The organism is Flexivirga oryzae (assembly GCF_014190805.1).
In the GTDB taxonomy this organism is placed as follows: Bacteria; Actinomycetota; Actinomycetes; order Actinomycetales; family Dermatophilaceae; genus Flexivirga; species Flexivirga oryzae.
This window is the reverse complement of sequence record NZ_JACHVQ010000001.1, coordinates 519,276-543,051: the sequence shown is the minus strand read 5'-3', so window position 1 is coordinate 543,051 and position 23,776 is coordinate 519,276. Positions and strand designations below refer to the sequence as shown.

Annotated in this window: 23 protein-coding genes and 1 pseudogene; 12 read left to right on the top strand and 12 right to left on the bottom strand. The window is 70.4% G+C overall.

Annotated features, from left to right (window positions below):
- Nucleotides 1-40: 40 nt before the first annotated feature.
- The 4 genes from FHU39_RS02550 to FHU39_RS02540 all read left to right on the top strand — a co-directional run bounded on the left by FHU39_RS02550 (nucleotide 41) and on the right by FHU39_RS02540 (nucleotide 3,041).
- Nucleotides 41-1,006, top strand: a complete 966-nt coding sequence (locus FHU39_RS02550; RefSeq protein WP_183318683.1) for an acyltransferase domain-containing protein — start codon at nucleotides 41-43, stop codon at nucleotides 1,004-1,006.
- Between the two features lie 18 nt (nucleotides 1,007-1,024).
- The gene (locus FHU39_RS24590; protein ID WP_281379555.1) at nucleotides 1,025-1,153 is read left to right on the top strand and encodes a hypothetical protein; all 129 of its coding nucleotides are present in this window, start codon (nucleotides 1,025-1,027) and stop codon (nucleotides 1,151-1,153) included.
- Nucleotides 1,154-1,646: 493 nt separating this feature from the next.
- Entirely contained in the window at nucleotides 1,647-1,796 is a 150-nt protein-coding gene (locus tag FHU39_RS02545; protein ID WP_183318681.1) for a hypothetical protein, read from the top strand.
- A 75-nt stretch (nucleotides 1,797-1,871) separates the two neighbouring features.
- Nucleotides 1,872-3,041, top strand: a complete 1,170-nt coding sequence (locus tag FHU39_RS02540) for an RtcB family protein (RefSeq protein WP_183318679.1) — start codon at nucleotides 1,872-1,874, stop codon at nucleotides 3,039-3,041.
- 109 nt (nucleotides 3,042-3,150) lie between these two features.
- Here the strand turns inward: FHU39_RS02540 and trpS are convergent, their stop codons facing one another.
- Nucleotides 3,151-4,248, bottom strand: coding sequence for a tryptophan--tRNA ligase (trpS, locus tag FHU39_RS02535; RefSeq protein ID WP_183318677.1), 1,098 nt, complete (start codon nucleotides 4,246-4,248; stop codon nucleotides 3,151-3,153).
- 151 nt (nucleotides 4,249-4,399) lie between these two features.
- Nucleotides 4,400-5,626, bottom strand: coding sequence for an MFS transporter (locus FHU39_RS02530; RefSeq protein WP_343065706.1), 1,227 nt, complete (start codon nucleotides 5,624-5,626; stop codon nucleotides 4,400-4,402).
- Between the two features lie 81 nt (nucleotides 5,627-5,707).
- Here FHU39_RS02530 and FHU39_RS02525 point away from each other — a divergent pair, with 81 nt between their 5' ends.
- The 3 genes from FHU39_RS02525 (at nucleotide 5,708) to FHU39_RS02515 (ending at nucleotide 8,498) form a co-directional block, all read left to right on the top strand.
- Nucleotides 5,708-6,577: a LysR family transcriptional regulator gene (locus tag FHU39_RS02525; RefSeq protein ID WP_183318673.1), complete on the top strand. Its 870-nt coding sequence runs from the start codon at nucleotides 5,708-5,710 to the stop codon at nucleotides 6,575-6,577.
- An 84-nt stretch (nucleotides 6,578-6,661) separates the two neighbouring features.
- Nucleotides 6,662-7,252 carry an ArsR/SmtB family transcription factor gene (locus FHU39_RS02520; protein ID WP_183318671.1) on the top strand — a complete coding sequence of 197 codons (591 nt, stop codon included), beginning with the start codon at nucleotides 6,662-6,664 and terminating at the stop codon, nucleotides 7,250-7,252.
- Entirely contained in the window at nucleotides 7,224-8,498 is a 1,275-nt protein-coding gene (locus tag FHU39_RS02515) for an MFS transporter (protein ID WP_183318669.1), read from the top strand. The genes FHU39_RS02520 and FHU39_RS02515 overlap by 29 nt, the downstream gene beginning before the upstream one ends.
- Nucleotide 8,499: 1 nt before the next feature.
- Here FHU39_RS02515 and miaB read toward each other — a convergent pair whose 3' ends face one another.
- From miaB to FHU39_RS02500, 3 genes are all read right to left on the bottom strand, one after another.
- On the bottom strand, nucleotides 8,500-10,029 hold the full coding sequence (gene miaB, locus FHU39_RS02510) for a tRNA (N6-isopentenyl adenosine(37)-C2)-methylthiotransferase MiaB (RefSeq protein ID WP_183318667.1): 1,530 nt from the start codon (nucleotides 10,027-10,029) through the stop codon (nucleotides 8,500-8,502).
- A 62-nt stretch (nucleotides 10,030-10,091) separates the two neighbouring features.
- Entirely contained in the window at nucleotides 10,092-10,637 is a 546-nt protein-coding gene (locus tag FHU39_RS02505) for a hypothetical protein (RefSeq protein ID WP_183318665.1), read from the bottom strand.
- Between the two features lie 66 nt (nucleotides 10,638-10,703).
- Nucleotides 10,704-12,071, bottom strand: a complete 1,368-nt coding sequence (locus FHU39_RS02500) for an FAD-binding oxidoreductase (protein ID WP_343065705.1) — start codon at nucleotides 12,069-12,071, stop codon at nucleotides 10,704-10,706.
- A 209-nt stretch (nucleotides 12,072-12,280) separates the two neighbouring features.
- Here FHU39_RS02500 and FHU39_RS02495 point away from each other — a divergent pair, with 209 nt between their 5' ends.
- On the top strand, nucleotides 12,281-13,801 hold the full coding sequence (locus FHU39_RS02495) for an MFS transporter (RefSeq protein WP_183318661.1): 1,521 nt from the start codon (nucleotides 12,281-12,283) through the stop codon (nucleotides 13,799-13,801).
- Nucleotides 13,798-14,784 (top strand): sigma-70 family RNA polymerase sigma factor, encoded by a 987-nt coding sequence (locus tag FHU39_RS02490; RefSeq protein ID WP_183318659.1) that lies wholly within the window; start codon nucleotides 13,798-13,800, stop codon nucleotides 14,782-14,784. Before FHU39_RS02495 ends, FHU39_RS02490 begins: the two co-directional genes overlap by 4 nt.
- Before the next feature lie 21 nt (nucleotides 14,785-14,805).
- Here the strand turns inward: FHU39_RS02490 and FHU39_RS02485 are convergent, their stop codons facing one another.
- The 6 genes and pseudogenes from FHU39_RS02485 to FHU39_RS02460 all read right to left on the bottom strand — a co-directional run bounded on the left by FHU39_RS02485 (nucleotide 14,806) and on the right by FHU39_RS02460 (nucleotide 20,631).
- Complete coding sequence (locus tag FHU39_RS02485) at nucleotides 14,806-15,411, bottom strand: LysE family translocator (RefSeq protein WP_183318658.1); 606 nt, start codon at nucleotides 15,409-15,411, stop codon at nucleotides 14,806-14,808.
- A 5-nt stretch (nucleotides 15,412-15,416) separates the two neighbouring features.
- Nucleotides 15,417-15,974 (bottom strand): helix-turn-helix domain-containing protein, encoded by a 558-nt coding sequence (locus FHU39_RS02480; protein WP_183318656.1) that lies wholly within the window; start codon nucleotides 15,972-15,974, stop codon nucleotides 15,417-15,419.
- Between the two features lie 45 nt (nucleotides 15,975-16,019).
- Complete coding sequence (locus FHU39_RS02475; RefSeq protein WP_183318654.1) at nucleotides 16,020-16,682, bottom strand: regulatory protein RecX; 663 nt, start codon at nucleotides 16,680-16,682, stop codon at nucleotides 16,020-16,022.
- A gap of 127 nt (nucleotides 16,683-16,809) precedes the next feature.
- Nucleotides 16,810-18,945: pseudogene (recA, locus tag FHU39_RS25165) on the bottom strand (intein-containing recombinase RecA); the annotation flags it as partial.
- A 254-nt stretch (nucleotides 18,946-19,199) separates the two neighbouring features.
- The gene (locus FHU39_RS02465; protein ID WP_183318650.1) at nucleotides 19,200-19,634 is read right to left on the bottom strand and encodes a DUF2000 domain-containing protein; all 435 of its coding nucleotides are present in this window, start codon (nucleotides 19,632-19,634) and stop codon (nucleotides 19,200-19,202) included.
- Nucleotides 19,635-19,710: 76 nt separating this feature from the next.
- On the bottom strand, nucleotides 19,711-20,631 hold the full coding sequence (locus FHU39_RS02460) for an NADP-dependent oxidoreductase (RefSeq protein ID WP_183318647.1): 921 nt from the start codon (nucleotides 20,629-20,631) through the stop codon (nucleotides 19,711-19,713).
- Nucleotides 20,632-20,738: 107 nt separating this feature from the next.
- Between FHU39_RS02460 and FHU39_RS02455 the strand changes: the two genes are divergently transcribed.
- Nucleotides 20,739-21,371 carry a TetR/AcrR family transcriptional regulator gene (locus tag FHU39_RS02455; RefSeq protein WP_183318645.1) on the top strand — a complete coding sequence of 211 codons (633 nt, stop codon included), beginning with the start codon at nucleotides 20,739-20,741 and terminating at the stop codon, nucleotides 21,369-21,371.
- A gap of 20 nt (nucleotides 21,372-21,391) precedes the next feature.
- Here the strand turns inward: FHU39_RS02455 and FHU39_RS02450 are convergent, their stop codons facing one another.
- The gene (locus tag FHU39_RS02450; protein WP_183318643.1) at nucleotides 21,392-22,198 is read right to left on the bottom strand and encodes an AraC family transcriptional regulator; all 807 of its coding nucleotides are present in this window, start codon (nucleotides 22,196-22,198) and stop codon (nucleotides 21,392-21,394) included.
- An 83-nt stretch (nucleotides 22,199-22,281) separates the two neighbouring features.
- Here FHU39_RS02450 and FHU39_RS02445 point away from each other — a divergent pair, with 83 nt between their 5' ends.
- Complete coding sequence (locus FHU39_RS02445) at nucleotides 22,282-22,953, top strand: FCD domain-containing protein (protein ID WP_183318641.1); 672 nt, start codon at nucleotides 22,282-22,284, stop codon at nucleotides 22,951-22,953.
- A complete protein-coding gene (locus tag FHU39_RS02440) occupies nucleotides 22,950-23,735 on the top strand; it encodes a creatininase family protein (protein ID WP_183318639.1) in 786 nt (261 codons plus the stop codon). The genes FHU39_RS02445 and FHU39_RS02440 overlap by 4 nt, the downstream gene beginning before the upstream one ends.
- Nucleotides 23,736-23,776: the final 41 nt, after the last annotated feature.

Genomic DNA, 23,776 nt, shown 5'->3' with positions numbered 1-23,776 from the left:
GCCAGTGTGGCAAAGCCGCCGGCGCTCCTACGATGGCCCGGTGACGTCCGAGCCCACGACCGACCTCCTGCGCGCGCGGCTGACCGGGCCCGCGCTGCACCGGGCCCTCGACTACTTCGCCGTGCAGGACCCGGACCGTGCGGACTTCCGCACCGCCGCCCGGCTCATCCGGCAGGACCCCGCCGCGCTGGCTCGGGTGCGCGACGTGGTGGCGCAGCTGCGAGCGGGCATGGGGCGCATCCTCACCATGCAGCAGGCGTTCCTCCCGGCGGTCTTCGACCCGCAGGATCCCCGCGAGCCGGTCGAAGCACGCTTCTTCTACCCGGTCGCGTTCGCGGCGACCCTGCCGGACGTGCTCGCGTTCCACCGCTCGCGCGCCGTCCCGGACTCCGCCTCCCGTGCCGTGCTGGCCGACCTGGGTCGCCACCTGCGGGTGTTCGAGCGCACCTTCGGGCACACCGGGCTGCACGTGCAGAACTGGTTCACGCTGCACCTGCGCGGCATGATCTACGACTTCGGTCGCCTGCAGGCGAACCTGCAAACGCTGGACTTCTCGCCCGAGCAGGTCCGCGCCGCCGGCGTCCCCGTCGTTCCGGGATCAGTGGTGGCCGGCATACACATCCCGGACAGCGGTCCGCTCGCTCCGTCCGCCGTGGACGCGTCGCTGGCCCGACTCCGCCCGTTCTTCGACCGGCACTTCCCGGACTTCGGGCCGCTCACCACGGCGGTCTGCAGCAGCTGGCTGCTCGACGAACAACTCCTGCAGCTGGCGCCGGACACCAACATCGCGCGGTTCTGCGCCCGGTGGGAGCCGATCGGCGAACCCACCGACGGCGACGAGTCGGTGCGCAATTTCGTCTTCCGCCGGCCGGATGCGGACCCGGCCGAACTCACGGCGACCACCAGCCTGGAGCGCGCCCTGCTGGCGCACTGGGCGTCCGGCGGGCGGATGCAGGTGCGGTCCGGTTGGCTGAAACTGCCGGCCCCGGTTCCATCCGACGGATGAGTGCGCGACAGTGGAGGTATGAGTACCGAATCCGACGACTACGACCTCGAGGAAGAAGAAGTGGCGACCGAGGAGGGCATGCCCCTCCTGCCGGACCGGGACGACTGGAACCGGCCGATCGAGGACTTCGAACCCGACGAGGACTGACCGTCCCACTGCGCGCCTGACCGACCGCCTCGGCCCGTGCGGTGATCGCACCTGCGATGTCGCCGACGCGTTGACCTTCAGCCTGGTTGAGGGTCCAGGCTCGGCGGTATGACGAACGCGTTACCCGGGCGGGCAGGCCGCCGATGAGCGTGCTGGTGCATCTGTGCCGTTCCTGCGGACACCATCAGGAATGGCATTCCCCACGCTGCGCGGGCTACACCTCGTGCCGGTGCTGCCGTGCGCAGACCTGCGATCCGCATCCGGAACCTGTTCTGCTGCAGACCTTCTCGTTCCCCGGGTGGCGCCCGGAACCCGTTGTCGAACCCGGTACCGTCCGCAACCCCCGCTCGATGCATGCCAGCGAGTGCTGTGCATGTGACGCCTGCGTGGCGGCATACGGCCGGTTGACCGCGGTCGCCGCATCGGCGTGACCCCGGCGATCACTGTCGGGAATTCAGTTGCCACAGCTGCATTTTGCGCACACTCTTGGGACGTGACCTCGTACCTCGCACCGACCCATACGCGTGCCGCCGCCCCTGCGCGCGGCGCGCGCTTCGCGCTGCCCAGTTGTCCGGACCGCGAGTGCACGAAGCGACCCGAGCGTGTCCTGGGCGAACAACGCCTGCAGGAGAACACCGCCTGACCGACCACAGACTTCACGATGCGGCGTCGGTCCCTGACCGACGCCGCATTTGTATGCTCAGCAAAGGATTTCATCATGGAGAAGATCAACAACCGGCTCTTCAACTGGGCCTCGCTGCTCGAGGACAACACTCGGCAGCAGGCCGAGACGACGGCGAGGATGCCGTTCATCCACCCGCACGTCGCGCTGATGCCGGACGCCCACCTCGGCCTCGGCGCCACCGTCGGTTCGGTCATTCCGACGCTCCGGGCGATCATCCCGGCAGCTGTCGGAGTGGACATCGGCTGCGGCATGATCGCCGTGCGGACCCAGTTCACGGCCGGCGACCTGCCGCAGGACCGGTCCGTGGTGCGGCGGAGCATCGAGCGGTCGGTCCCGCTGTCGGCCGGCGGTCACAACCAGCGGATCACCCGGGAGCACACGCAGCTCCGGCTGGCCGAGCTGGCCTCGATGGCGGAGCGGGCCGGTTTCGACCCGGCGTCATACACCGGGAAGTGGGACGTGCAGCTCGGTTCGCTCGGCTCGGGCAACCACTTCATCGAGATCAGCCTGGACGAGCAGGACCGGGTCTGGCTCTTCCTGCACTCCGGGTCGCGGGGTGTCGGCAACCGGATCGCCCAGCGGCACATCAAGGTGGCTCGGGAGCGGTGCGAGCAGTGGTGGATTCCACTGCCGCACAGGGACCTTGCCTACCTGGTGGAGGGCACACCGGAGTTCGACGCCTACCTGCGGGAGCTGCGGTGGGCCCAGCACTTCGCGCTGCTCAACCGGGAGGAGATGATGGACCGGGTCGTGCACGACGTGTCGCACTGGATCGGTGAGCCGGTGGTGGAGCAGGAGCGGATCAACTGCCACCACAACTACACCGAGCGGGAGCGGCACTTCGGCAAGGACGTCTGGCTGTCCCGGAAGGGCGCGATCAACGCCGAGGCCGGTCGGCCCGGGCTCATCCCGGGCTCGATGGGCACCGCGTCATACGTGGTGGTGGGCAAGGGCAACCCGCTCGCTCTCAACTCCTCGCCGCACGGTGCCGGCCGGGCGTACTCGCGGTCGGCCGCCCGGAAGACGTTCACCGTCGACCAGCTGCGGGCGGCAATGACGGGCATCGAGTACCGGGACACCGACGCGTTCCTGGACGAGATCCCGCAGGCGTACAAGGACATCGACGTGGTCATGCAGGACGCTGCCGACCTGGTCGAGGTGCGGCATACCCTGCGGCAGATCGTCAACGTCAAGGGCGACTGACCCCCTGACCGACAGGCTCACAAACCCACCGACAGGCTCAGTAGATCGGGCGATTTCTCGCGATTCGGACCCGATCTACTGAGCCTGTCGGCCATTGGTGGGCCTCTCGTCAGTAGGACATCCCGAGGCGCTGCTGTACGTCGGTGAGGGTGCGGTCGGCGAGTTCCGCCGCGCGCGAATTCCCCTGGTGCAGCACATCTTCCAGGTATGCCGGGTCGGCGACCAACTCGGCGCGTCGCTTCCGGTGCACGGCCAGCCCGTCGTTGACCGCGGTGGTGAGCGCGTCCTTGAGCCGCGCCGCTCCGCCGTCGCCGATGCGGTCCACGATGGTCTCGGGCGTCTCACCGGTGAACAGGCCGGTGGTGCGCAGCATGCTCGACACCTCCGGCCGGTGGTCCGGGTCGTAGCTGATGACGCGTTCGGAGTCGGTGCGGGCCTTGCGGATCCGGGTCGCCGTCTCGTCGGCCGTCATACCCAGCGCGATGCCGTTGCCGCGGCTGGTCGACATCTTGCGACCGTCGAGCCCGGGCAGCACCGGGACCTGGGTGAGCAGCGCGTCGGGCGTCCGGAAGTACTCCTCGCCACCGGCATACCGCTGGTTGAAGCGGCGCGCGATCGCCCGGGTCTGCTCCACGTGCGGCAACTGGTCACGCCCGACCGGCACCACGGTGCCGTGGACCGACAGGATATCCGCCGCCTGGTGCACCGGGTAGGTGAGCAGCAGGCCGGACAGCGGCCGCCCGTCGGTGGCGTCCAGCTCGTCCTTGACCGTCGGGTTGCGACGCAGCTCGCCGTCGGTCACCAGGGACAGGAAGGGCAGCATCAGTTGCCCGATCGCCGGCACGGCCGAGTGCGCGAAGATCGTCGACCGGCCGGGGTCGATCCCGGCCGCCAGATAGTCGGCGATCTGCCCCAGGGTCGCGGCCCGCAGATCTCCCGGCCGGTCACGGTCGGTGATGACCTGGTAGTCCGCGACGAGGATGAACGTGTCGATCCCCTTGTCCTGTATGGCGACCCGCGACTTCAAGGTCGCGAAGAGGTGCCCGATGTGCAGCGGGCCGGTCGGCCGATCACCGGTGAGGACCCGCAGCTTCTCCCGGCCCGGCGCGTGCGGGTCGTCGATCAGCCGGTGGATGGTGTCGCTGCGCGCGACGCTGGCGGCATACGACGCATCGGCGTGCGTGTCGATGGTCTCGAGTGTTGTCATGAGTAGTGCTCCTTCGGGTGGATGCCCGGCCGGAGCGCCATACGAGAAGAGCCGCCCGACCGGGCGGCTCTGTGCAGGAAAACGGGTTTCGTCAGTGGGCCGCCGGAGAGGGCGGCCACCACGCGGTGCTGACGGAACGCATGCGTCCAGGTTAACGCACGGTGCGCCGGGCCGCCCGCGCGACCAGCACGGCGACGACCAGTGCGACAACCAGAAAGGCCCCGATGTACGCAACCTCGGTGCCCCAGCCGCCACCGCTGAACGCCAGGCCGGCGCAGGCGCCCAGCACCGAGCTGCCCAGGTAGTAGGCGAAGAGGTAGAGCGAACTCGCCTCGGCGCGGTGCTCGCGGGCCAGTAACCCGACCCAGCCGCTGGCGATCGCGTGCGCCGCGAAGAAGCCCGCGGTGAACAGCAACACCCCCACCAGGACGACCGGGAGGTCCGACGGCAGCGTCAGCACCAGCCCCAGCAGCATGACCACTTCCGAGGCGAGCAGGACCCGCGACCGACCGAATCGCTCCGCGATCCGTCCGGCCACCGCAGCGGTGACCGTGCCGGAGAGGTACATCAGGAAGATGGCGCCCACCACCGCGTCGGGCAGGTTGAACGGTGCTGCGGACAGACGGAATCCGAGCATGTTGTAGAGGGAGACGAAGCTGCCCATGAGCAGCAGCGCGGTCGCGAAGAGGCCGAGCAGCGCGGGAGAGCGCAGGTGCTGGGCGATCGCCCGTGAGGTGGCGTGCAGACCGACCGGCTGCGGGCTGAAGTAGCGCGAGGGCGGGGCCAGCCGGACGAAGACCACGGTGAAGGCGAGCGCCACCAGCGCGGCGGCCTCCAACGCCCAGCGCCAGGTGCCGAGGTCGAGGGTGAAGGACGCGACCAGCCGGCCGGCGAGACCGCCGATCGTGGTGCCCGCGATGTAGCGCCCCATCGCCGCGCCGAGGTGCCGCCGGTCGACCTCCTCCGCGAGGTAGGCCATGGCGGTGGCCGGCACCCCGGCCAGGGCAACCCCTTGCAACGCGCGCAGCAGGACCAGTACGGCCATCGACGGCGACAACGGCAACACGAGACCGATGAGGGCCGACGCGACCGCCGAGACGGTCATGACGGTGGTGCGGCCGAAGCGTTCGGACAAGGCACTCGCCGGAATGATCGCGAGCGCGAGCAGTCCGGTGGTCGCGCTCACGGTCAACGCGGAACCGGCCGGCGACACGGCGAAGTCGGCCGAGATCGCGGGGAGCACCGCCTGCGCGCAGTACATCGCGACGAAGGTCGTCATACCCGCGGCGAAGAGCGCTGCCGTGATCCTGCGGTAGCCGGCATCGCCGCGGCGATAGCCGAGGTCCACCGGTGGCTGGAGGATCGTCCGTGCGGTCACCGATCCAGGATCACGCATCCCGCTTCAATTCGGAAATGTATGTTTCCACGTCTGCTTATGATCTAGATGCATAATAGAGGCATGCGCGACCTGGTCTGGTGGTTCGTGGTGCTCGCCGAGGAGGAGAACGTCACCGCGGCCGCCGAACGCCTGCACATCCCCCAGCCGACGCTCTCCCGCCGCCTCGCGCGGCTCGAAAAGCACTTGGGCACGACACTTTTCGATCGATCCGGCAAGCGGCTGCGGTTGAACGCCGCGGGCCGGGTGTATGCCGAACACCTCCGTCGCGCCCACACCGAGCTGGCCGCCGCCGAGCAGGCGGTGCACGAGCTCGCGGCGAGCGGACCGCGCGTGGTCCATCTCGGTTTCCTGCACTCGTTCGGCACCTGGCTGGTGCCGGAGCTCATCCAGCGGACGCGCTCGGTGGATCCGGGGCTGAGTTTCGACCTGGTGCAGGACGCCGCCGAGGTCATCACCGCCAAGGTGGTCTCCGGCGAGGTCGACCTCGGGATCGTGTCACCGCGTCCGCGCGACGTCCCGGTGAGTTGGCACCGGCTGCTGCGCCAGCAGGTCCACCTCGCGGTCCCCACCACGAACCCGTTGGCCCGGCGGCGCTCGGTCGCCTTCAGCGAACTTCGAGATGCCGAATTCGTCTCCATGGCAAAGCGGTTCGGGATGCGACGGCTGCTGGACGAGGCCTGCGAGGCCGTCGACTTCGAACCACACATCACTGTCGAGTGCCAGGAGCTGGACACCGTCGCCGGTCTGGTCGCCGCCGGCATCGGCGTCGCGCTGCTGCCCGACTCCCCCGACCGGCGGCTGCCCTCGGGGGTCACCACGCTCCGGGTCACCGGAGTCGACGCCGCGCGTGATGTCGGACTCATCTGGGCGCGTGGAGCCGGTCTCTCCGAACCGGCCAGACGGGTCCGAGAGCTCGCGACCAGCCGGTGACCGCACCGGGCCGAAATCCCGGTTGACAGCGCCACCCGACTATTGAGAGTGTTCTATCGATAGAACACTCTCAATGGAGCCCTGATGACCAATCGCCTGGACGACGTCGAACTCGATGCACGGGGCGCCCGAGCCCTGGCCCATCCGGTCCGGCTGGCCATCCTCGCCAGGCTGCGCTCGGGCGGCCCGTCGACGGCGAGCCGGCTGGCTCCGCACGTCGGCGCGAGCCCGTCGGTGACCAGCTGGCACCTGCGGCACCTGGCCGAGCACGGCCTCGTCGAGGACGACCCCGGCGACCACGGTGGCGGTCGCTCCCGATGGTGGCGAGCCGTCGGTGCCGGCTTCCGCTTCCAGGTCGACCCTGCGGACCCCGGCCCGGGTCTCGCGCTCAGTGACGCGATCGAGGCATCCGAGGCCGGGCTCGTCGAACGGTGGCGCAGCTCGCGTGCGCGGCTGCCCCAGGAGTGGCTCGCGGTCTCCGGTCGCTACAACACCCGCATCCGCGCGACACCGGAGGAGATCGCTGCGCTGGACGACGCGATCGAGGCACTGCTGGCCCCGCTGGCCACGCGCCCCGCGTCCGAGCGTCCCGCGGACGCGCGACCGGTGCGGATCCTTCGATACACCATGCCGGAGGCGGCTGACGATGACGATGACCAGCACGGATCAGACTGACACCACACGCATCTGGCACGACCGGGGGTTCCTCACCTACTGGACCGGTTACACGGTCTCCGCGCTCGGCGACCAGGTCTCCGCCCTTGCGCTGCCACTGGTCGCGGTTCTGGTGTTCGATGCCTCGGCGGCGCCGGTCAGCCTGCTGACGGCACTGCTCTGGCTGCCGTACCTCTTCTCCCTGTTCGTCGGCACCTGGGTCGACCACCACGGGCGCCAACAACGCCTGCTCATCGCCGCGGACCTGTGCCGCTGTCTCGGCGCGGTCGCCGTACCCACGGCATACGCACTGGGTGGTCTGACCCTCGCCACGCTCTACGGATGCGCCGTCGTCCTCGGGTCCGGCAGCGTGCTCGGCGGTTGCTCCGGGCAGAGCTTCTTCGTCCGCCTCGTGCCGAAGACGCAGTATGTCGAGGCACATTCGGTGCTGTCGAGCACCCTGTCGCTGGCGGCGCTCATCGGTCCGGCCGTGGGCGGCGTCCTGGTCCAGGCGATCGGCGCCGCGGACGCGATCACCGTCGACGCGGCGACGTTCCTGGTGTCGGCCGTCGCGATCAGCCGGGTCCGCACCCGGATGCCGGCCGCCGGGCCGTCAACGGCGGACGGGTCCTACGGCCGGCGGCTCGGCGAGGGCGTCCGCTACCTGGTGCACCATCCCTACCTGCGCGCCAGCCTGATGGCGTCGACCGCGATGAATCTCGGCGACTTCACCGCGCAGGGCGTGCTGATCCTCTTCGCGAGCCGCAACTTACAACTGTCGCCGGGCAGCATCGGTCTGGCACTGAGCGTCGGTGCCATCGGCGGGCTGACCGGCGCACTCACCGCCCGCCGGTTCGCCGCGCTGGTCGGCACCGGGCGCGCCATGGTCGTCGGCGGGGGCCTCAGCGTCCTCCCGTACGCCACGCTCGCGGTATCGCACGGCCCGACAACGGGTTTCGTGTGTCTGGCGGGCGGGGCGTTCGTGGCCGTGTGGGCAGTGATGCAGTTCGACATCAACAACAACTCGGTGCGTGCCACCGTCACCGACGACGCCATGCGCGGACGGGTCGCCGGCGCCTACTCGACGATCAACTACGGCTCGCGCCCGGTCGGCGCGCTGCTCGGCGGGCTCATCGCGACGGTGGTCGACATCCGCGCCGCGTTCGTCGTGGCTGCAGTATTCGGGCTCGTCTCGGTCGCGCTGATGCTGCGCTCCCCGATGGCACGGGTGCGGTCGGTCGAGTCGGCCGCCGAACTGGTCGGGTAGGTCAGTTGCACCCGCACGCGTCGGCGACCTGGACCGGCGCGGGTGCGCCGATCCTCGGCATACCCAGCGCGACGGCCGGTTTGCGGGTCGCGCCGTCGGCGGCCTGCTCCTGCAACGCCGCCCAGGCGTCACCGCCACGCGTCGGACGCACCTGCCACCCGCCGCCCTCGACCGCCGCGTCCGCGACGAGGTGATGCGGGGCGCCATACGTCACACCGACCGTGACCAGATCACCCGGGCGTGGCCGCTCGACGCCGTCCGGCACCGCGAAGTGCACCAGTCGGTTGTCGCGGGCGCGGCCCGACATCCGGTGGGTCTCGGCGTCCTTGCGGCCCTCCCCCGGCGACACGAGCACCTCGACGGTGCGCCCCTCGAGCTCCCGGTTGCCCGCCCAGGAGACCTCCTCCTGCAGCTCGATGAGCCGGTCGAAGCGTTCCTGGACCACGGCCTTGGGCAGTTGGTCGGGCAACTCGGCGGCCGGGGTGCCGGGGCGGATGGAGTACTGGAAGGTGAACGCCGACGAGAAGCGCGCCGCCCGGGTCACCCGCAGCGTCTCGGCGAAGTCCTCCTCGGTCTCGCCGGGGAAGCCGACGATGATGTCGGTGGTGATGGCGGCGTCCGGCATCCTGTCGCGCACCCGCTCCAGGATGCCGAGGAACTTGGCCGACCGGTAGGAGCGGCGCATCGCCTTCAGCACCCGGTCGGAGCCGGACTGCAGCGGCATGTGCAGCGACGGCATGACGTTGGGCGTCTCGGCCATCGCGTCGATCACGTCGTCGGTGAACGCTGCCGGGTGCGGGGAGGTGAAGCGGACCCGCTCCAGACCGTCGATCTCGCCGCAGGCGCGCAGCAGCTTGCCGAACGCGAGGCGGTCGCCGAACTCGACGCCGTAGGTGTTGACGTTCTGCCCGAGCAGGGTGATCTCGACGACGCCCTGCTCCACCAGCGCCCGGATCTCGGCGAGCACGTCGCCGGGGCGCCGGTCCTTCTCCTTGCCGCGCAGCGACGGGACGATGCAGAAGGTGCAGGTGTTGTTGCACCCGACTGAGATCGACACCCAGCCGCTGTATGCCGAGTCGCGTCGCGTCGGCAGCGTCGAGGGGAAGACCTCCAGCGACTCACGGATCTCGACCTGCGCCTCGGCGTTGTGCCGGGCGCGCTCCAGCAGCACCGGCAGCGATCCGACGTTGTGCGTGCCGAAGACCACGTCCACCCACGGCGCGCGCTGCACGATGTCGCCCTGGTCCTTCTGCGCGAGACAGCCGCCGACGGCGATCTGCATACCGGGATGTGCGTCCTTCGCCGGGCGCAACTGCCCGAGCTGGCCGTAGAGCTTGCCGGCGGCGTTCTCCCGCACCGCGCAGGTGTTGAAGACCACCACGTCGGGGTGCTCCGGACGGTCGGCGAACGCGACCGCTGCGCGGTCGACATACCCCGCCGTTTCCAGCAATCCGGCGATCCGCTCGGAGTCGTGGACGTTCATCTGGCACCCGTGGGTGCGCACTTCGTAGGTCTTCACCGTGGCAGTCATGACCTCCCAAGGGTACGATGCCCGCTCCCGCCGCCCGGAATCGCCGGTGTGCCGGGGGTTGCTCAACGGCCCGGCGGGCGCGGGTACGGCGGGCCGCTCGGGTAGCGCCGGCGCACCATGTCCTCGGGCCGCGGGCGTGGCGGCCGCTGCGGATATCCCATCGCCATGCAGCCGGCGACGATGCCGGCCGCCGCCAGTCCCAGCAGCACGATGCCGGTCGCCCCGATGACCAGCTCATCGACAAAGACCTCGGAGCAGGTCGCTCCCCCGACGACCGCAGCACCGGCGCTGCCGAAGATGAGCATCACCGGTCCGCTCCTGAGCCCGCTGAGCGACAGACCGAACCCGACGAACGCGTAGATGACGGCCAGCAGGCACGCACCCATGAGCAGCACGACGAGGAACTCCAGCATGATCATCATGTCGGCGTCGGCGTCCTTGTGGGCCTGGTAGTAGGCGTCGGAATTGATCCGGTGCAGCCAGTGGACGCCGCCCCAGACACCTGCCGCGAACGTCACGGCGCACAGCGCGTGCAACACCGCCGACGCGGTCCACCACCTGCGGCCGGGACGCACCGGCTCGACCATCGGCCGGACGGGCTGATTCATGACGCTGACGCTAGCGGCGCAGACCGCCTCGGAACAGGTTTTCCACAGGTAACGGTCGGGCGTCTTTCAGAAAACCTTGCCCGGGTTGAAGATGCCGTGCGGGTCCAGCGCCGCCTTGACCGCGCGCTGCATCGCCATGACCTCCGGCCCCAGTTCGCGCGCGGCGCCCGGCATCTTCAGCAGGCCGACGCCGTGTTCGCCGGTGACGGTGCCGCCGAGCTTCAGGCACTCGTCGATGATGCGGTCGAACGCCTGCTGCGCCCGGACCCGCTCGTCGTCGTCGTCGCGGCCGGCGACCATCAGCGGGTGCAGGTTGCCGTCACCGGCATGCGCGACGCTGGCGATGGTGATGCCGACGTCCTGCGAGATCTGCTCGATGCGACGCAGCATCTCCGGCACGTGCTCCTTGGCGACCACGATGTCCTCGGTGAGCAGCGGGCCCTTGCGCTCCATCGCCGGGTAGGCGAGCCGGCGCGCGGCCATCATGGCGTCCGCCTCCTCGGCGTCCGCGGTCTCCGCGACGAAGGTCGCTCCCCCGGTCTCGAAGGCGGCAACCATCTCGGCGGCGGCCGCGGCACCGGCCTCGCCGGGCTCGTCCACCTTGCCGATGAGCACCACGTTCGCCTCGGATGCCAGACCCATGTTGGTCATCTCGTCGACCGCTTCCAGGCAGATCCGGTCGACGATCTCCAGCGCCGCCGGCGTCAGCCCGCGCGCCGCGACGTCCCGCACGGCGACACCGGCGTCGACGATGCTGTCGAAGTAGCCGAGCACGGTGCGGCCCGGGTCGGGCAGCGGCCGGAGTTTGACGGTCACCTCGGTGACGATCCCGAGCGTGCCCTCGGAGCCCACGAAGAGCGCCGCGAGGTCGAGACCGGCCACGCCTTTGGCGGTCCGCCGCCCGAGCCGGACGATCTCACCGGTGCCGGTGACGACCTCGAGGCCGATCACGTAGTCGCGGGTGACGCCGTACTTCACGCAGCAGACGCCGCCGGCGTTGGTGGCGACGTTCCCGCCGATCGTCGACCACGGCGAGCTGGCCGGGTCCGGTGGGTACCACAGGCCGTCCGTCGCCACGGTGCTGCGCAGATCGTCGTTGACGACGCCGGGCTGCACGACCGCGATCCGCTCCAGCGGATTGACCTCGAGCACCGAGTTCATCTTCTCCAGGCTGACGACCACGCAGCCGGCGACGGCGTTCGCGCCGCCGGACAGGCCGGTGCCTGCTCCGCGCGGGACCAGCGGCACGCGGTGTTCCAGCGCCCATCGCACGGTTCGCTGTACGTCGTCGGTGCTCGTCGCGCGGACCACCGCCAGCGGCGCGCTGTATGGCGCCCACTCCGCCTCGTCGTGCACGTAGGACCCGACGACGTCGGTGTCGGTCAGCACCCGGGAGCGGTCGAGCAGGGCGATGAGTTCGTCGATGGCGGACACGCGGGGTCCTCGCGAAGTATCGGAGCGAGGTACGAGCGGAGAACGTCGTGGGGTGCTCATGGCCTCACGCTAGACCGCGAGCGGCTAGACCGCGAGCGAGGGCCCGGCTCCGCGCGGTATCAGACTGAGACCCGGCGCGCCCCGTCACATTCGCGGCCCGCCGCCCGTCGTCTCCGCGGAACCCGCACGACCGAGGAGCGATCGACGCCATGACGACCACCGACACCCTGCCCCGCAGAACCCGGAAGACCATCCCCCACCATCGGCGCCTGACCCTGGCCGTGATGTGTCTGGCGGCGTTCATCATCCAGCTCGACGTCACGATCGTGAACATCGCCCTGCCCCGCATCCAGTCCGGGCTGGGGCTGGCCGCGGGGACCTTGCTGTGGGTGGTGAGTGCCTACGCGCTGAGTCTGGCGGCGTTCGTGCCGGTCGCGGGGGCGCTCGGTGACCGGTTCGGCCACCGGCCGGTGTTCCTCGTCGGGGTCGGGGTGTTCGTCGCCGGCTCGGCGGCGTGCGCGCTGGCCCGCGACGGTGTCGAACTCGTGGTCGCCAGAGCGATCCAGGGGGCGGGCGGCGCGTCGATGCTCGCGCTGACCTTGTCGATCATCGCCACCGCTTTTCCTGCGCGGTCGCGGGCACGGGCCATCAGCACCTGGGCCGCGGTCGGTGGCACCGGTTTCGGTGTCGGGCCCGTGGCGGGTGGCCTGCTCCTGTCGACGGCCGGTTGGTCGGTGGTGTTCTGGGTGAATGTGCCGGTCGGGCTACTCGTGCTCGCCGGCGCCACGGTCACCGTGCCGCGGTCGCGGCGCAGCGAGCACCCGCTGGATCGGCTCGGTGCCGTCTTGTGCGCGGTGGGTCTGGTCGCCGTGACGTACGGGCTCAGCCGGTCGGGCGGACACCCGTGGACCGCACCGTCCGTCGCGGGTCCGTTGCTCCTCGGCCTGGTGGCGCTCGGCTGCTTCGCGGGGTGGGAGCGGCGGGCCGCCCACCCGATGGCACCACCGGCGCTGGTGCGCATGCCCGGCTTCGCCGCGGCCGCCACCGTCTACCTGATGGCGTATGCCGCCTTCGGCGGGATCCTCTACTTCGCCACGCTCTTCTGCCAGGACGTGGCCGGCTGGTCGGTGCTGCGCACCGGGCTGTCCTGGCTGTTCATGAACATCCCGTTCCTCGGCATGGCGCAGTTCGGGGGCGCCGTGCGCGAGCGCTTCGGCGCGCGCACGCTGGTCGCGGGTGGCTGCCTCCTCGCCGGATTCGGGGCCGCGCTGCTGACGCTGGCGAGCACGCCCGGCCCGTGGGCGGTCGTCGCCGTGGCGTTCGTCCTCTCCGGCGCCGGTTTCGGGGCGTTCGTGCCGGTGCTGACCCATGTGGCGATGGGTGCGGTGCCGCCGCCGCTCACCGGCATCGCGTCCGGCCTGCTCAACACGGCCCGCCAGGTGGGCACCGCCGTCGGTCTGGCCCTGCTGGGGTATGTCGCGGCCGACCGCACCCTGGCCGCGTGGCGGCGGCATACCTCGCCCGGCACCGCCGGCCAGGGCGCCGACGTCGTCGCCGGCCGGGTGAGCTCGGTCGGCCGCACGCTCGGTCCGGCATACCACCAGGCTGCGGTGACATCCTTCGAGCAGGGCTTCCACTGGGCGGTCGGGGTCGGCGCCGGCCTGCTGGCCGCCGGTGCGCTGGTCGCCTGGCGCACCTTCCCGCGACGTGACGGAGGAGCACGCGGATGAGCACGGACCAGGACTGGCTCGCGGAGCAGTTCGAGAGCAATCGTGCGTACCTGCGCGAGGTCGGCTACCGGTTGCTCGGCTCCCGGGCCGACGCCGAGGACGCCGTCCAGGAGGCCTGGCTGCGGCTGAGCCGGTCCGACACCGGGGCCATCGACAACCTGGCCGCCTGGCTGACGACCGTCGTGAGCCGCATCTGCCTGGACCGGTTGCGCGAACGCACCACGCGTCCCGAGCAATTGGTTGGTGTCGAGCTGCCCGAGTTGGTGCTGACATCGGCCGGCGAGGAGCGCGGGGAGCAGCCGGCCACCGGACGCCGGGCGGTGGACCCCGCCGAGGAAGCGGTGCTCGCCGACGCGGTCGGGCTCGCGCTCGTGGTCGTGCTCGACGCGCTGTCACCGACGGAGCGGGTGGCGCTCGTCCTGCACGACATGTTCGGTGTGCCGTTCGACCGGGTCGCGCACCTGCTGGACACCTCGCCAGCAGCCGCACGGCAACTCGCCAGCCGTGGCCGGCGACGCGTCCGGGCGGTCGAACCCAGCCGGGCGGCTCCGGCGCCGCGGGCGCAGCGGGCCGTCGTCGACGCCTTCTTCGCGGCCGCCCACGACGGCGACTTCGACGCGCTGCTCGGCCTGCTGCACCCGCATGCCGTCCTGCGCGCGGACGGTGGCGATGCCCGAAGCAGTGCCTCCGCGATCGTCCGCGGCCGGGACGCCGTCGCGCGGCGGGCGGCGATGTTCGACCGTCCGGGCGCGACGCTGCTGCCGGTGCTCGCCAACGGGCGGCCGGCGGTCGTCGTCGTCGAGGGCGGGGCCGCGGTGTCGGTGATGGTCTTCACCGTGGCGCTCAGCACCGCGACGGATCCTCGCATCCGGCAGGTGGACATCCTGCTCGATCCCGACCGGCTCACCCGGCTCGACCCGACGGCTGTTGTCCCGTCGATCGAGTCCTTTCCGGCGTCCGACGCCGGCCCGATCCGCATCTGATCGCGCGCACCCGCCTCGCTCTCAGCGCGGTATCAGGCTGAGGCCGATCGCGGTGAACAGTCCTCCCGCGACGCGGTCGATGGCGCGCTGCAGCCGCCGGTAGGCCGCGACGACCGGCCGGGACCCGGCGCACCAGCTCACGATCGCGAGCCAGCCGATGGCCATCAGGAGCATGGCAACCAGGACCGCACCGCGCATCACCGCGCTCTCGTGGTGTGGCATGAGTGTGGCGAACAGCGCGCCGAAGAAGACCAGGGCCTTGGGGTTGGCCAGGTTGGTGAAAACACCGAGCCGCCAGTACTTTCCGGACGTGGGCGGCTGCTGCGGTGCAATGTCCGCGGCCGCCGCACGGGAGGACCACAACACGTGCACGCCGTACCCGATCAGCAGGACGGCGCCCACGCCGCGCACGACGAGGTAGAGGTGCTCGTAACGCGCGAGCAACGCGCTGAGCCCGCACATGGCGAGAGTGGCCCAGCAGGCGATGCCACAGACGACTCCGAGACCGACGCGCAGGCCCGCGGAGCGGCCCTGGGCGGCCGAGGTGCGCAGCACGGCGAGGAAATCGGGCCCGGGACTGGCAACGGCGACCAGCCAGGCGAGCAACAGCGGAACGAAAGCAAACATGCGGATCACCCGATCACTGGGGAGGCGATGATGACCGTGAGCTCCGCGGGTGCGGACCCGGTCCGGTAGGAGTGCGCGACGTCACCGGGGAACGCCAGCAGGTCCCCCTGGCCCAGCTCGACGAGGCCGTCGGCGGGCCCGGCGGACAGCGTGCCGGAGGCGACCATGAGGTGCTCGAGGGTGCCGGTGGCATGCGGCACACCGTCGAAGCCGGTGTGCGGGGGCAGCCGTAGCCGCCAGATCTCGACCTGGTGTCCGCCACTGACCCGGCGCAGCAGCTCCCGCTGCGGCCCGTCGGCGACTGCTTCGGTCGCCCGCACGAGCTGCGGCCGCTGCAGGGTCGTCTCGACCAGCAGGTCGGCGAGCGGTATGCCGAGGGCGATCGCCACGGCGTCGAGCGTGTCGATGGTCGGATTGGACCGGCCGGACTCGAGCGACGACAGGGTGGCCTTCGACAGGTTGGACCGGCGGGCGAGCTCGGCCGCGGACATGCCGCGCTGCTCGCGGCGCAGCCGGATCTGGGCACCGACCGAGGCGGAGATGGTGGATCCGGCCGTCGTCATTCGTTCACTATATCGAACACAACGATCGATATGTCAAGGCACAGGTCAGTCCGGCTGGTGCTCCGGGGCGTCGGCGATCGCCTCGCGGATGACCGACCAGGCGGTCGACGACGAATAGCCCTTGCGGGCGAGCATCCCCGCCAACCGGCGGGCCTGCACGGTGGCGTCGAGACCGTGCATGGACCGCAGCTTCTTGTCGGCCAGTGCCCGCGCCCGGTCCCGCTCGCTCTCGTCGTCGATGGCGTCGAGCTGGTCGCGGATCACCTCGTCGTCGACGCCCTTGCGGCGCAGCTCCTGGGCGATGGCCCGCCGGGCGAGCCCGCGCTTCGCCTGCTGGGAACGCACCAGGGTGCTCGCGTAGGCCTCGTCGTCGACAAGGCCCACCTGCTCCAGCCGGTCGAGGACCGCCGTCGCGACGTCGTCGGCGCAGCCGCGTTCGCGCAGCTTGTCGGCGAGTTGTTTGCGGGTGCGGGGTGCCGCGGCGAGTTGCCGCAGCACGATGGTGCGCGCGACCTCGTGGGGGTCGGCATCCGGGCCGCCGCGGTCGGCGGGTGGTTCGCGATCGTTGCGGGCCTGCCGCGCGGTGCGACGTCCTCGCCCAGCGGCTGTTTCGGTGCTGTCGCCCGAGCCGGCCCACGGGCCGACGATGACGTCTGCCGGGTCGATGAAGTCCGGCAACGAATCGGATGCGCTGTCAAAGGGATTCATGGTGCTGGCGGATCACTTCGTCCTCGGTGGAGCTGCACGTCTCGAGGGACCGGACGCCCGAAGCGGACCTCGGGTGGCCGGTCCCCCGAGACGATGATCAGAAGTCGACCGCCGTGACGACGCCGCCGTCTTCGGTCGTCTCCTCGGTCTTCGGGCCGACCCCGAGCTTGTCCTTGATCTTCTTCTCCAGCTCGTCGGCCAGGTCGGGGTTGTCCTTCAGGAAGTTGCGGGCGTTCTCCTTGCCCTGGCCGAGCTGGTCGCCCTCGTAGGTGTACCAGGCGCCGGCCTTGCGCACGAAGCCCTGCTCGACACCCATGTCGATCAGGCCGCCCTCGCGGGAGATGCCCTGGCCGTAGAGGATGTCGAACTCCGCCTGCTTGAACGGCGGGGACACCTTGTTCTTGACGACCTTGACCCGGGTGCGGTTGCCGACCGCGTCGGTGCCGTCCTTGAGCGTCTCGATGCGCCGCACGTCCAGCCGGACGGAGGCGTAGAACTTCAGCGCCTTGCCACCGGTGGTCGTTTCGGGGCTGTTGTGCACCATCACGCCGTCGACGAAGTAGTTGTGCGTGCCGGCGACCTCGATGTCGAAGCGATGCATCGACCGGGTCGACGGCTTGAGGTGAACGTCGAGCACGGATGCGGGGATCAGCACCTCGTGAGGCTCGACGAACTCCGGCTGCACCGCGAACTGTTCCTGGAAACGCGGCAGCAGCTTGTAGGCCATCGACGGGTGCACATACGGAGCGACGATCTCCTGGAACCGGTCGGTGCCGGCACGCGACATCGTCAGCACGGCGACCTGCCGCTCGCCGCTGCGTCGTAGGCGGCAGTCCACGCCGTACACGTCACGCAGGTAGGCGGCGACTCGCTCGCGCGATGCCTCGCTGAACGCCTCGACGCAGATCTCGATGCGGCCACTGCCGCCGGCGGTGCGCTCCTGCAGGCCCTTGGACCGCAGGCTGAACGAGCCGTCATCCATGTACCAGACGGCAAGAGCGAGCGGCGTCAAGGCTTTGAGGAAGTCCTCGGTGAGGTGCTTCTTGCCATCGCCCCAATAGACGACCTCGCGCAGCTCCCCGAGCTCCGGAAGAGGTGAAAGGTCAACATGGACAGCACCGTTCGGCCGCTCGGACCGCGACTGCCCGATGTTCCCGAGCATCGTGCATTTCCAGTCCAGGTAGTCCGCCTGCTTGGAACCATGTCCCATGCGGAATCGGACACCGTGCCGACCACGGGTGTTGGGTGCCAGGTGCCCGTCACCCATCAGGCCACCGAGCACGACCTGCCACTGCTGATCGCTGAGCCGCGCCGTCTCGCTCACCATGACGCGGTCCCCGGAGATGATCTCGCCGGCCTCACGCCAGCCGCCGGGAGTGCGGATGAGGTGGTTCTCGGTTGCGGCGAATTGTGACCGGCCGTTACCACCGGACTTCTCGACCGTGAACTGCAGAAACTTGTCGGTGGGCCCGTTGTCGAACCATCCGGTGACCGGTCGGTTCACGATCCGATCGGTGTCCGGGTCGTAGGTGCGGACCTCGACCTCCAGCTTCTGGTTGACGATCTTGCCGATCTTCTCCGTTGTTCCGTCGGCCAGCGTCACCCGGGTGCCGTAGGAGAAGCAGCCGAACATGACTCCGATCTTCTCCCGGAGCTGGTTGATGAAGATCGCGGTCGTGCCGGTGTTGTTGAGCGCACCGGTGATCTTGCGCAGCGCCTGGGACATCAGCCGGGCCTGCAGACCGACGTGGCTGTCACCCATCTCGCCCTCGATCTCGGCGCGCGGCACGAGCGCGGCGACGGAGTCGACCACGATGATGTCGAGCGAGCCCGAGCGGATCAGCATGTCGGCGATCTCCAGCGCCTGCTCACCGGTGTCGGGCTGGCTGACCAGGAGCGCGTCGGTGTCGACGCCGAGCTTCTTGGCGTATTCGGGGTCGAGCGCGTGCTCGGCGTCGATGAACGCCGCGATGCCGCCGTTCTTCTGGGCGCTGGCCACCGCGTGCAACGCCACGGTGGTCTTTCCGCTGCTCTCCGGCCCGTATATCTCCACCACGCGCCCCCGTGGCAGGCCACCGATGCCGAGCGCGACATCGAGGGCGATGGCACCGGTGGGGATGACGTCGATCGGCGGCCGGACGTCGTCGCCCAGGCGCATGACCGCGCCCTTGCCGTGCGCCTTCTCGATCTGGGCGAGCACGGTGTCGAGTGACTTGAGCTTGTTGTCGGCGGCGCCGGTCGCGCTTGCCGTCTTTGCTGCCATGTGCGGCACTCCTTCAGGTTCGTGGTGGGTCGCGTCCACCGGCGACCGTCCGCGGCCCGCTGTGCGGTCGGGCTCTGGAACGCGTCAGACGCTAGGCCCCCGCACCGACAACCCGTCGGATGATGTCCACGCACCTGTGGACGACGGGCCGCCTTTCGGGGACTTGTGGACGAGCCTAGACCAGAACCCCGAACATCCGTACGAAGCATCTCGGCGTGGCGTGTCGGCGTTCGACACCCGGTCGGACGGGCGCTTCACGGGTGCAGATGGGTGCCCTTGACGACCTTGTCGACGGAGTTCTTCGGGCCGTGCACGGCGAAGCCGACGAGGTCCAACCGCTCGGCCGGGACATCGGCGGTCGCGGCACGATTGGCGGCGTCATACCCCGTCCCGAACATCTCCTGCGTGTAGATCGCGGCCCGCAACCCCCGGGTCGCGGCCCGGCCCCGCGCAGTGGCCAGCTCGCGAGCGCCGCCCTCGAAGACGAGCACCGGCATACCCAGCAACGGCAGGTAGTTTCCGCCGCTGCCGTCCCGGTAGGGCTCACCCACCAGCTCCGGGTTGGCGGCGGCGATGCCCGACGCGAGGAACGCGGTGACGTTCATCCGCTGCCAGGCGGCGAGATCGTCGCGCACGATGATCGCGATCTTGGTGGCGAACGGCGGGGTCAGCAGGTCAGGGGCTTCCATGCCCGTCATCGTGCGGCCGCCGGGCCGCCCCCGTCTTGTACGAAACTGACCGGCCACGCGCGAGGACGCCCAGGGGTCAGACGTCACGCATGGTGACGACGATCTTGCCGTGGTGTCGCTGCGTCGAGGTGAACGCGCCGACCGCGTCGTCGAGGCCGACCACCTCGCCGATGTTCGCCCGCAACCGCCCGTCCCGCACCCGCTGCACGATCTGGGTCAGTGCACCCCGGTCGGCCTCCACGACGAAGTCGATCGCACGGCCGTCGACCGGCCGTGCGTCGACCGGGCCCACGATCGACACCAGGGTGCCGTCGGGCCTGAGCAGGGCCGCGGACTCCCTCTGCACGTCGCCGCCGATGACGTCGAAGACCAGATCGACGCTCCCGACCTCCGTCAGCGCATCACGGTGCAGATCCACGAACTCATGGGCTCCGAGATCGAGGACCTGCTGCCGATCGGCGCCGCGCCCGGTGCCGATGACGTAGGCGCCGGCCTCCCGCGCGAGCTGGGTGACCAGCGCACCCACCGCGCCCGCTGCGCCGTGGGCGAGGACGGTCTGCCCCGCCTCGAGCCGGCCGTGCTGGAACAGCCCCTGCCATGCGGTCAGACCGGAGATCGGTAACGCGGCCGCGGTCGCGAAGTCGACGTCACCGGGCAGCGGCGCGAGGTTGCGCGACTCGATGGCGACATACTCGGCCAGGGTCCCGTCACGGTGCCAGTCGGCCAGACCGAACACGCGCTGCCCGACCGTGAGCCCGGTCGTGCCGTAGCCGAGTGCCGCGACGACGCCGGCCACCTCGTGGCCGGGGATCGACGGGGTCTTGTCGCGCCCGGCGCGGTCACGCCAGGTCGACGGCCAGTCCAGCTCGGTCGGGACGAAACCCGAGGCGTGCACCCGGACGACGACGTCGTTGATCGCCGCGGACGGCTCGGGCCGCTCGGTCAGCCTCATCCCGGCGAGTCCGTCAGCGGGGTCGGTCACCACGATCGCTTTCATGGCGTGCTCCTTCGTATGTCGAATGCATTTATTGGGCTGCTCAGCCCATTCAGTAGTGAAGCCGACAAGAAATGGGTTGTCAAGCCCATTTTTGCTACAGTGCTCCCATGCAGCGCACCGCACGAGCCCCCGAGCCCGGCGAACTCACCCCGAAGGGGCAGGCCACGCGCGCCCGCATCCTGCGGCACGCCGCCGACCTCATCTACGCCGACGGGGTCCATGCGACCAACAACGAGAAGCTGCGCCGGGTCGCCGGCGTCAGCGGCTCACAGATCAACCACTACTTCCCCACGAAGCAGGATCTCGTGCTGGCGGTGATCGGCTGGCAGGCCGAGAGCGTGCTGTCGTTCCACCGGCAGGAGCGGTTCGCCGGTTTCGAGAGCATCGACGCGTTCCGGGAGTGGGCCGACTTCTACATCGGTTACGAGCGGGCCTATCACGAGGGCTGCACGCTCGGCTCGCTCGCGAGCGAGATCATCAAGACCGACCTCGACGTGCACGGCGAGCTCGCGGACGCTTTCGACCAGTGGCGGTCGATCTTCCGCACCGGCCTGGAGCAGATGCAGCAGCGCGGGGAGCTCGGCGACGACGCCGACCCGGCACAGTTGGCGGACCTGCTGCTCGCGGCCTTCCAGGGCGGGATGCTCCTGGCCCAGGCGGCGGGCGAGATCGGCCCGCTGCGGCACGCGCTGCACGCAGCGGTCGACCAGGTGGCGACGTTCGCGACCTCGGGCGACTGACGCCGTCGGGCGGAGCCGGCTCAGGCGGCCACCCGGAAGCGACCCGGCGAGGTGCGCAACAAGCGGGTGAAATGGCGATGGAAGTGCGCCTGGTCGTAGAACCCGGTGGCCACCGCCACGTCGGCCGGCGAATCACCGTCGAGCAGTCGGCGGCGCGCCAGGTCGAGCCGCCGACCGGTCACATACCGGTGCGGGGGTATGGCGAACTCACGCGTGAACACGCGAATCAGGTGCGCCGCGCTGACCTCCAGCCGGTCCGCCAACTGCTGGACCGACGGCGCATCCACCGGATCCGCGTCCAGGATGTCCCGTGCCTGCGCGGCGAGCCGCGCACCGGCCCGGCGGTCGACCGGGGGAAGCTCCGGCCGGCCGTTCAGGTGCCACCGGAGCACGTCGGACACCAGCGCGAGGTGCGACGCTGCGGCGGCGCGATCGGCCACGGCGAGCGCCGTGTCCAACGCCGAAACCTGCTGCCGCAGCGCGGAATCCAGCACCAGGGGTGCATCCACGCAGCGACCGATCAGTCGCTCGGGCAGTGCGGACTCCTCCAGGTAGACCACGCGCTTTCGGAAGCCCTGGGACGTCAGCGGATGCCCGTCGTGCGTGACGTGCGGTGGCAACAGGGTCACGCCGACGCCGGCGTCCGCGCGGTCCCGGTGCCGGTCCACGTCATACCCGATGTAGCCGTCGTCGACGATCAGCAACGTCCACGCGTCGTGGGTGTGTGCCGGGTAGTGGTGGTCCGCCCACGACGCGTGCAGCACCTCGCGGATCCCCGGCACGCCGGGATCCCAGGCGCGCACCCGGTCCGGTTGAACGTGCGGCATGGCTCGAATCTACCGCCACGGTCCCGCCGATCTCGGCTGTGACCCTTGACACATCAGGTCATTAAGTGATCTAGTCACTTCTTGTGACCGCACAGACATCGCTGACCAGTCGCCTCGCCGACGAGATCGTCGACCTCATCGTCGAAGGAGGGCTGCGACCGGGAGACGCCCTCGAATCGTCCCGGGCACTCGCCCAGCGCTTCGAGGTCACGACCCCGACCGTCCGCGAGGCACTGCGCCGGCTCGAGGCAACCGACGTCGTGCAGTTCCGCCACGGCTCCGGCACGTATGTCGGGGCGGGTCTCGACCGGCGGATGGTCGTCAACCAGCACGCCGGCCGGGACTCCACCGAGGAGCTCATCGCCACGCGTCTGCTCCTCGAGCCACCGATCGCCGCGGAGGCCGCACGCAACCGGACCGACGCCCACCTCGAACTGCTCGAGAACGCGTTGTCGAACGCGCTCACCCCACAACGCGGCGACGAACGACCCGCCGTGCACTTCCACGTGGCGGTGGCCGCCGCAACCGGCAACCGGCTGGTCGCCGAGACCCTGGAAGCGTTGCTGCACCTGCGATCCCGCGAGCAGGTCCAGATCCGGCACCGCTACGACGACCGCGAACGCGACCACGCCGAGCACCAGCAGATCCTCGACGCGATCCGCGCCGGCGACGCCGAGGGGGCGGCGGCCGTCACCGCGTCCCACCTGCGGTCGATCCGCGCCGTGCTGGCCGACGACGCCGGACGGACGTCATGACGAGCACCCCGCGAACGGCCGCCGCGACATACCGCCTCGGTGAGCTGACGACACACGACGCGGCCGAGTCCGTCGCCCGCGGTGACGTCGTCGTGCTGCCCGCCGGCGCGTTCGAGCAACACGGGCCCGCGCTGCCGATGGCCACCGATCTGATCCGCGCCGAAGACATGGCCGATCGGGTCGCCGCGGCCGTCCCCGGCCGCGTCGTGATCGGACCGAGCCTGCCCGTCGGCGTCTCGCCCCACCACCTGGGCTTCGCCGGCACCGTCACCCTGCGTCCGGCGACGTTCCTGCGGGTCGCCCGTGAGTATGTCGACAGCCTCGCACTCCACGGCTGGCGACGGATCCTGGTGCTGACCGGGCACGCCGGGAACAACGCCACCCTCGGCGCCCTCGCGCAGGACCTGATGCACGACCGCCCCGACGTCGAATTCGCTTGGACGTCAATAGCTTCCCTCGCCGGGCCCGCGACCGCGCAGCTGAACCGCGCCGAGGTCACCGGGCACTGTGGCGAGTCGGAGACCGCACAGATGCTGCACGTCGCGCCGCAACTGGTGCGCACCGACCGGCTGGCACCGGGCACCACGTCCCTGGACCAGCTGGACCCCGTGTCGCGCATCGCGCGACGCACGGCCCCGGCACTCGCGCGCCGGTACGACGAGCTCAGCGCGAACGGCGTGCTGGGCGATCCCACGACCGCGACGGCCGATCAGGGCCGCGTGATCGTCGACACCGTCACCTCAGCACTCGTCGACTACGTCCAGGAGTGGCTCGCCGCCTGATCACCCACCCCGTCCCCGGTCGCCTCCACGAGCCGTCCGGT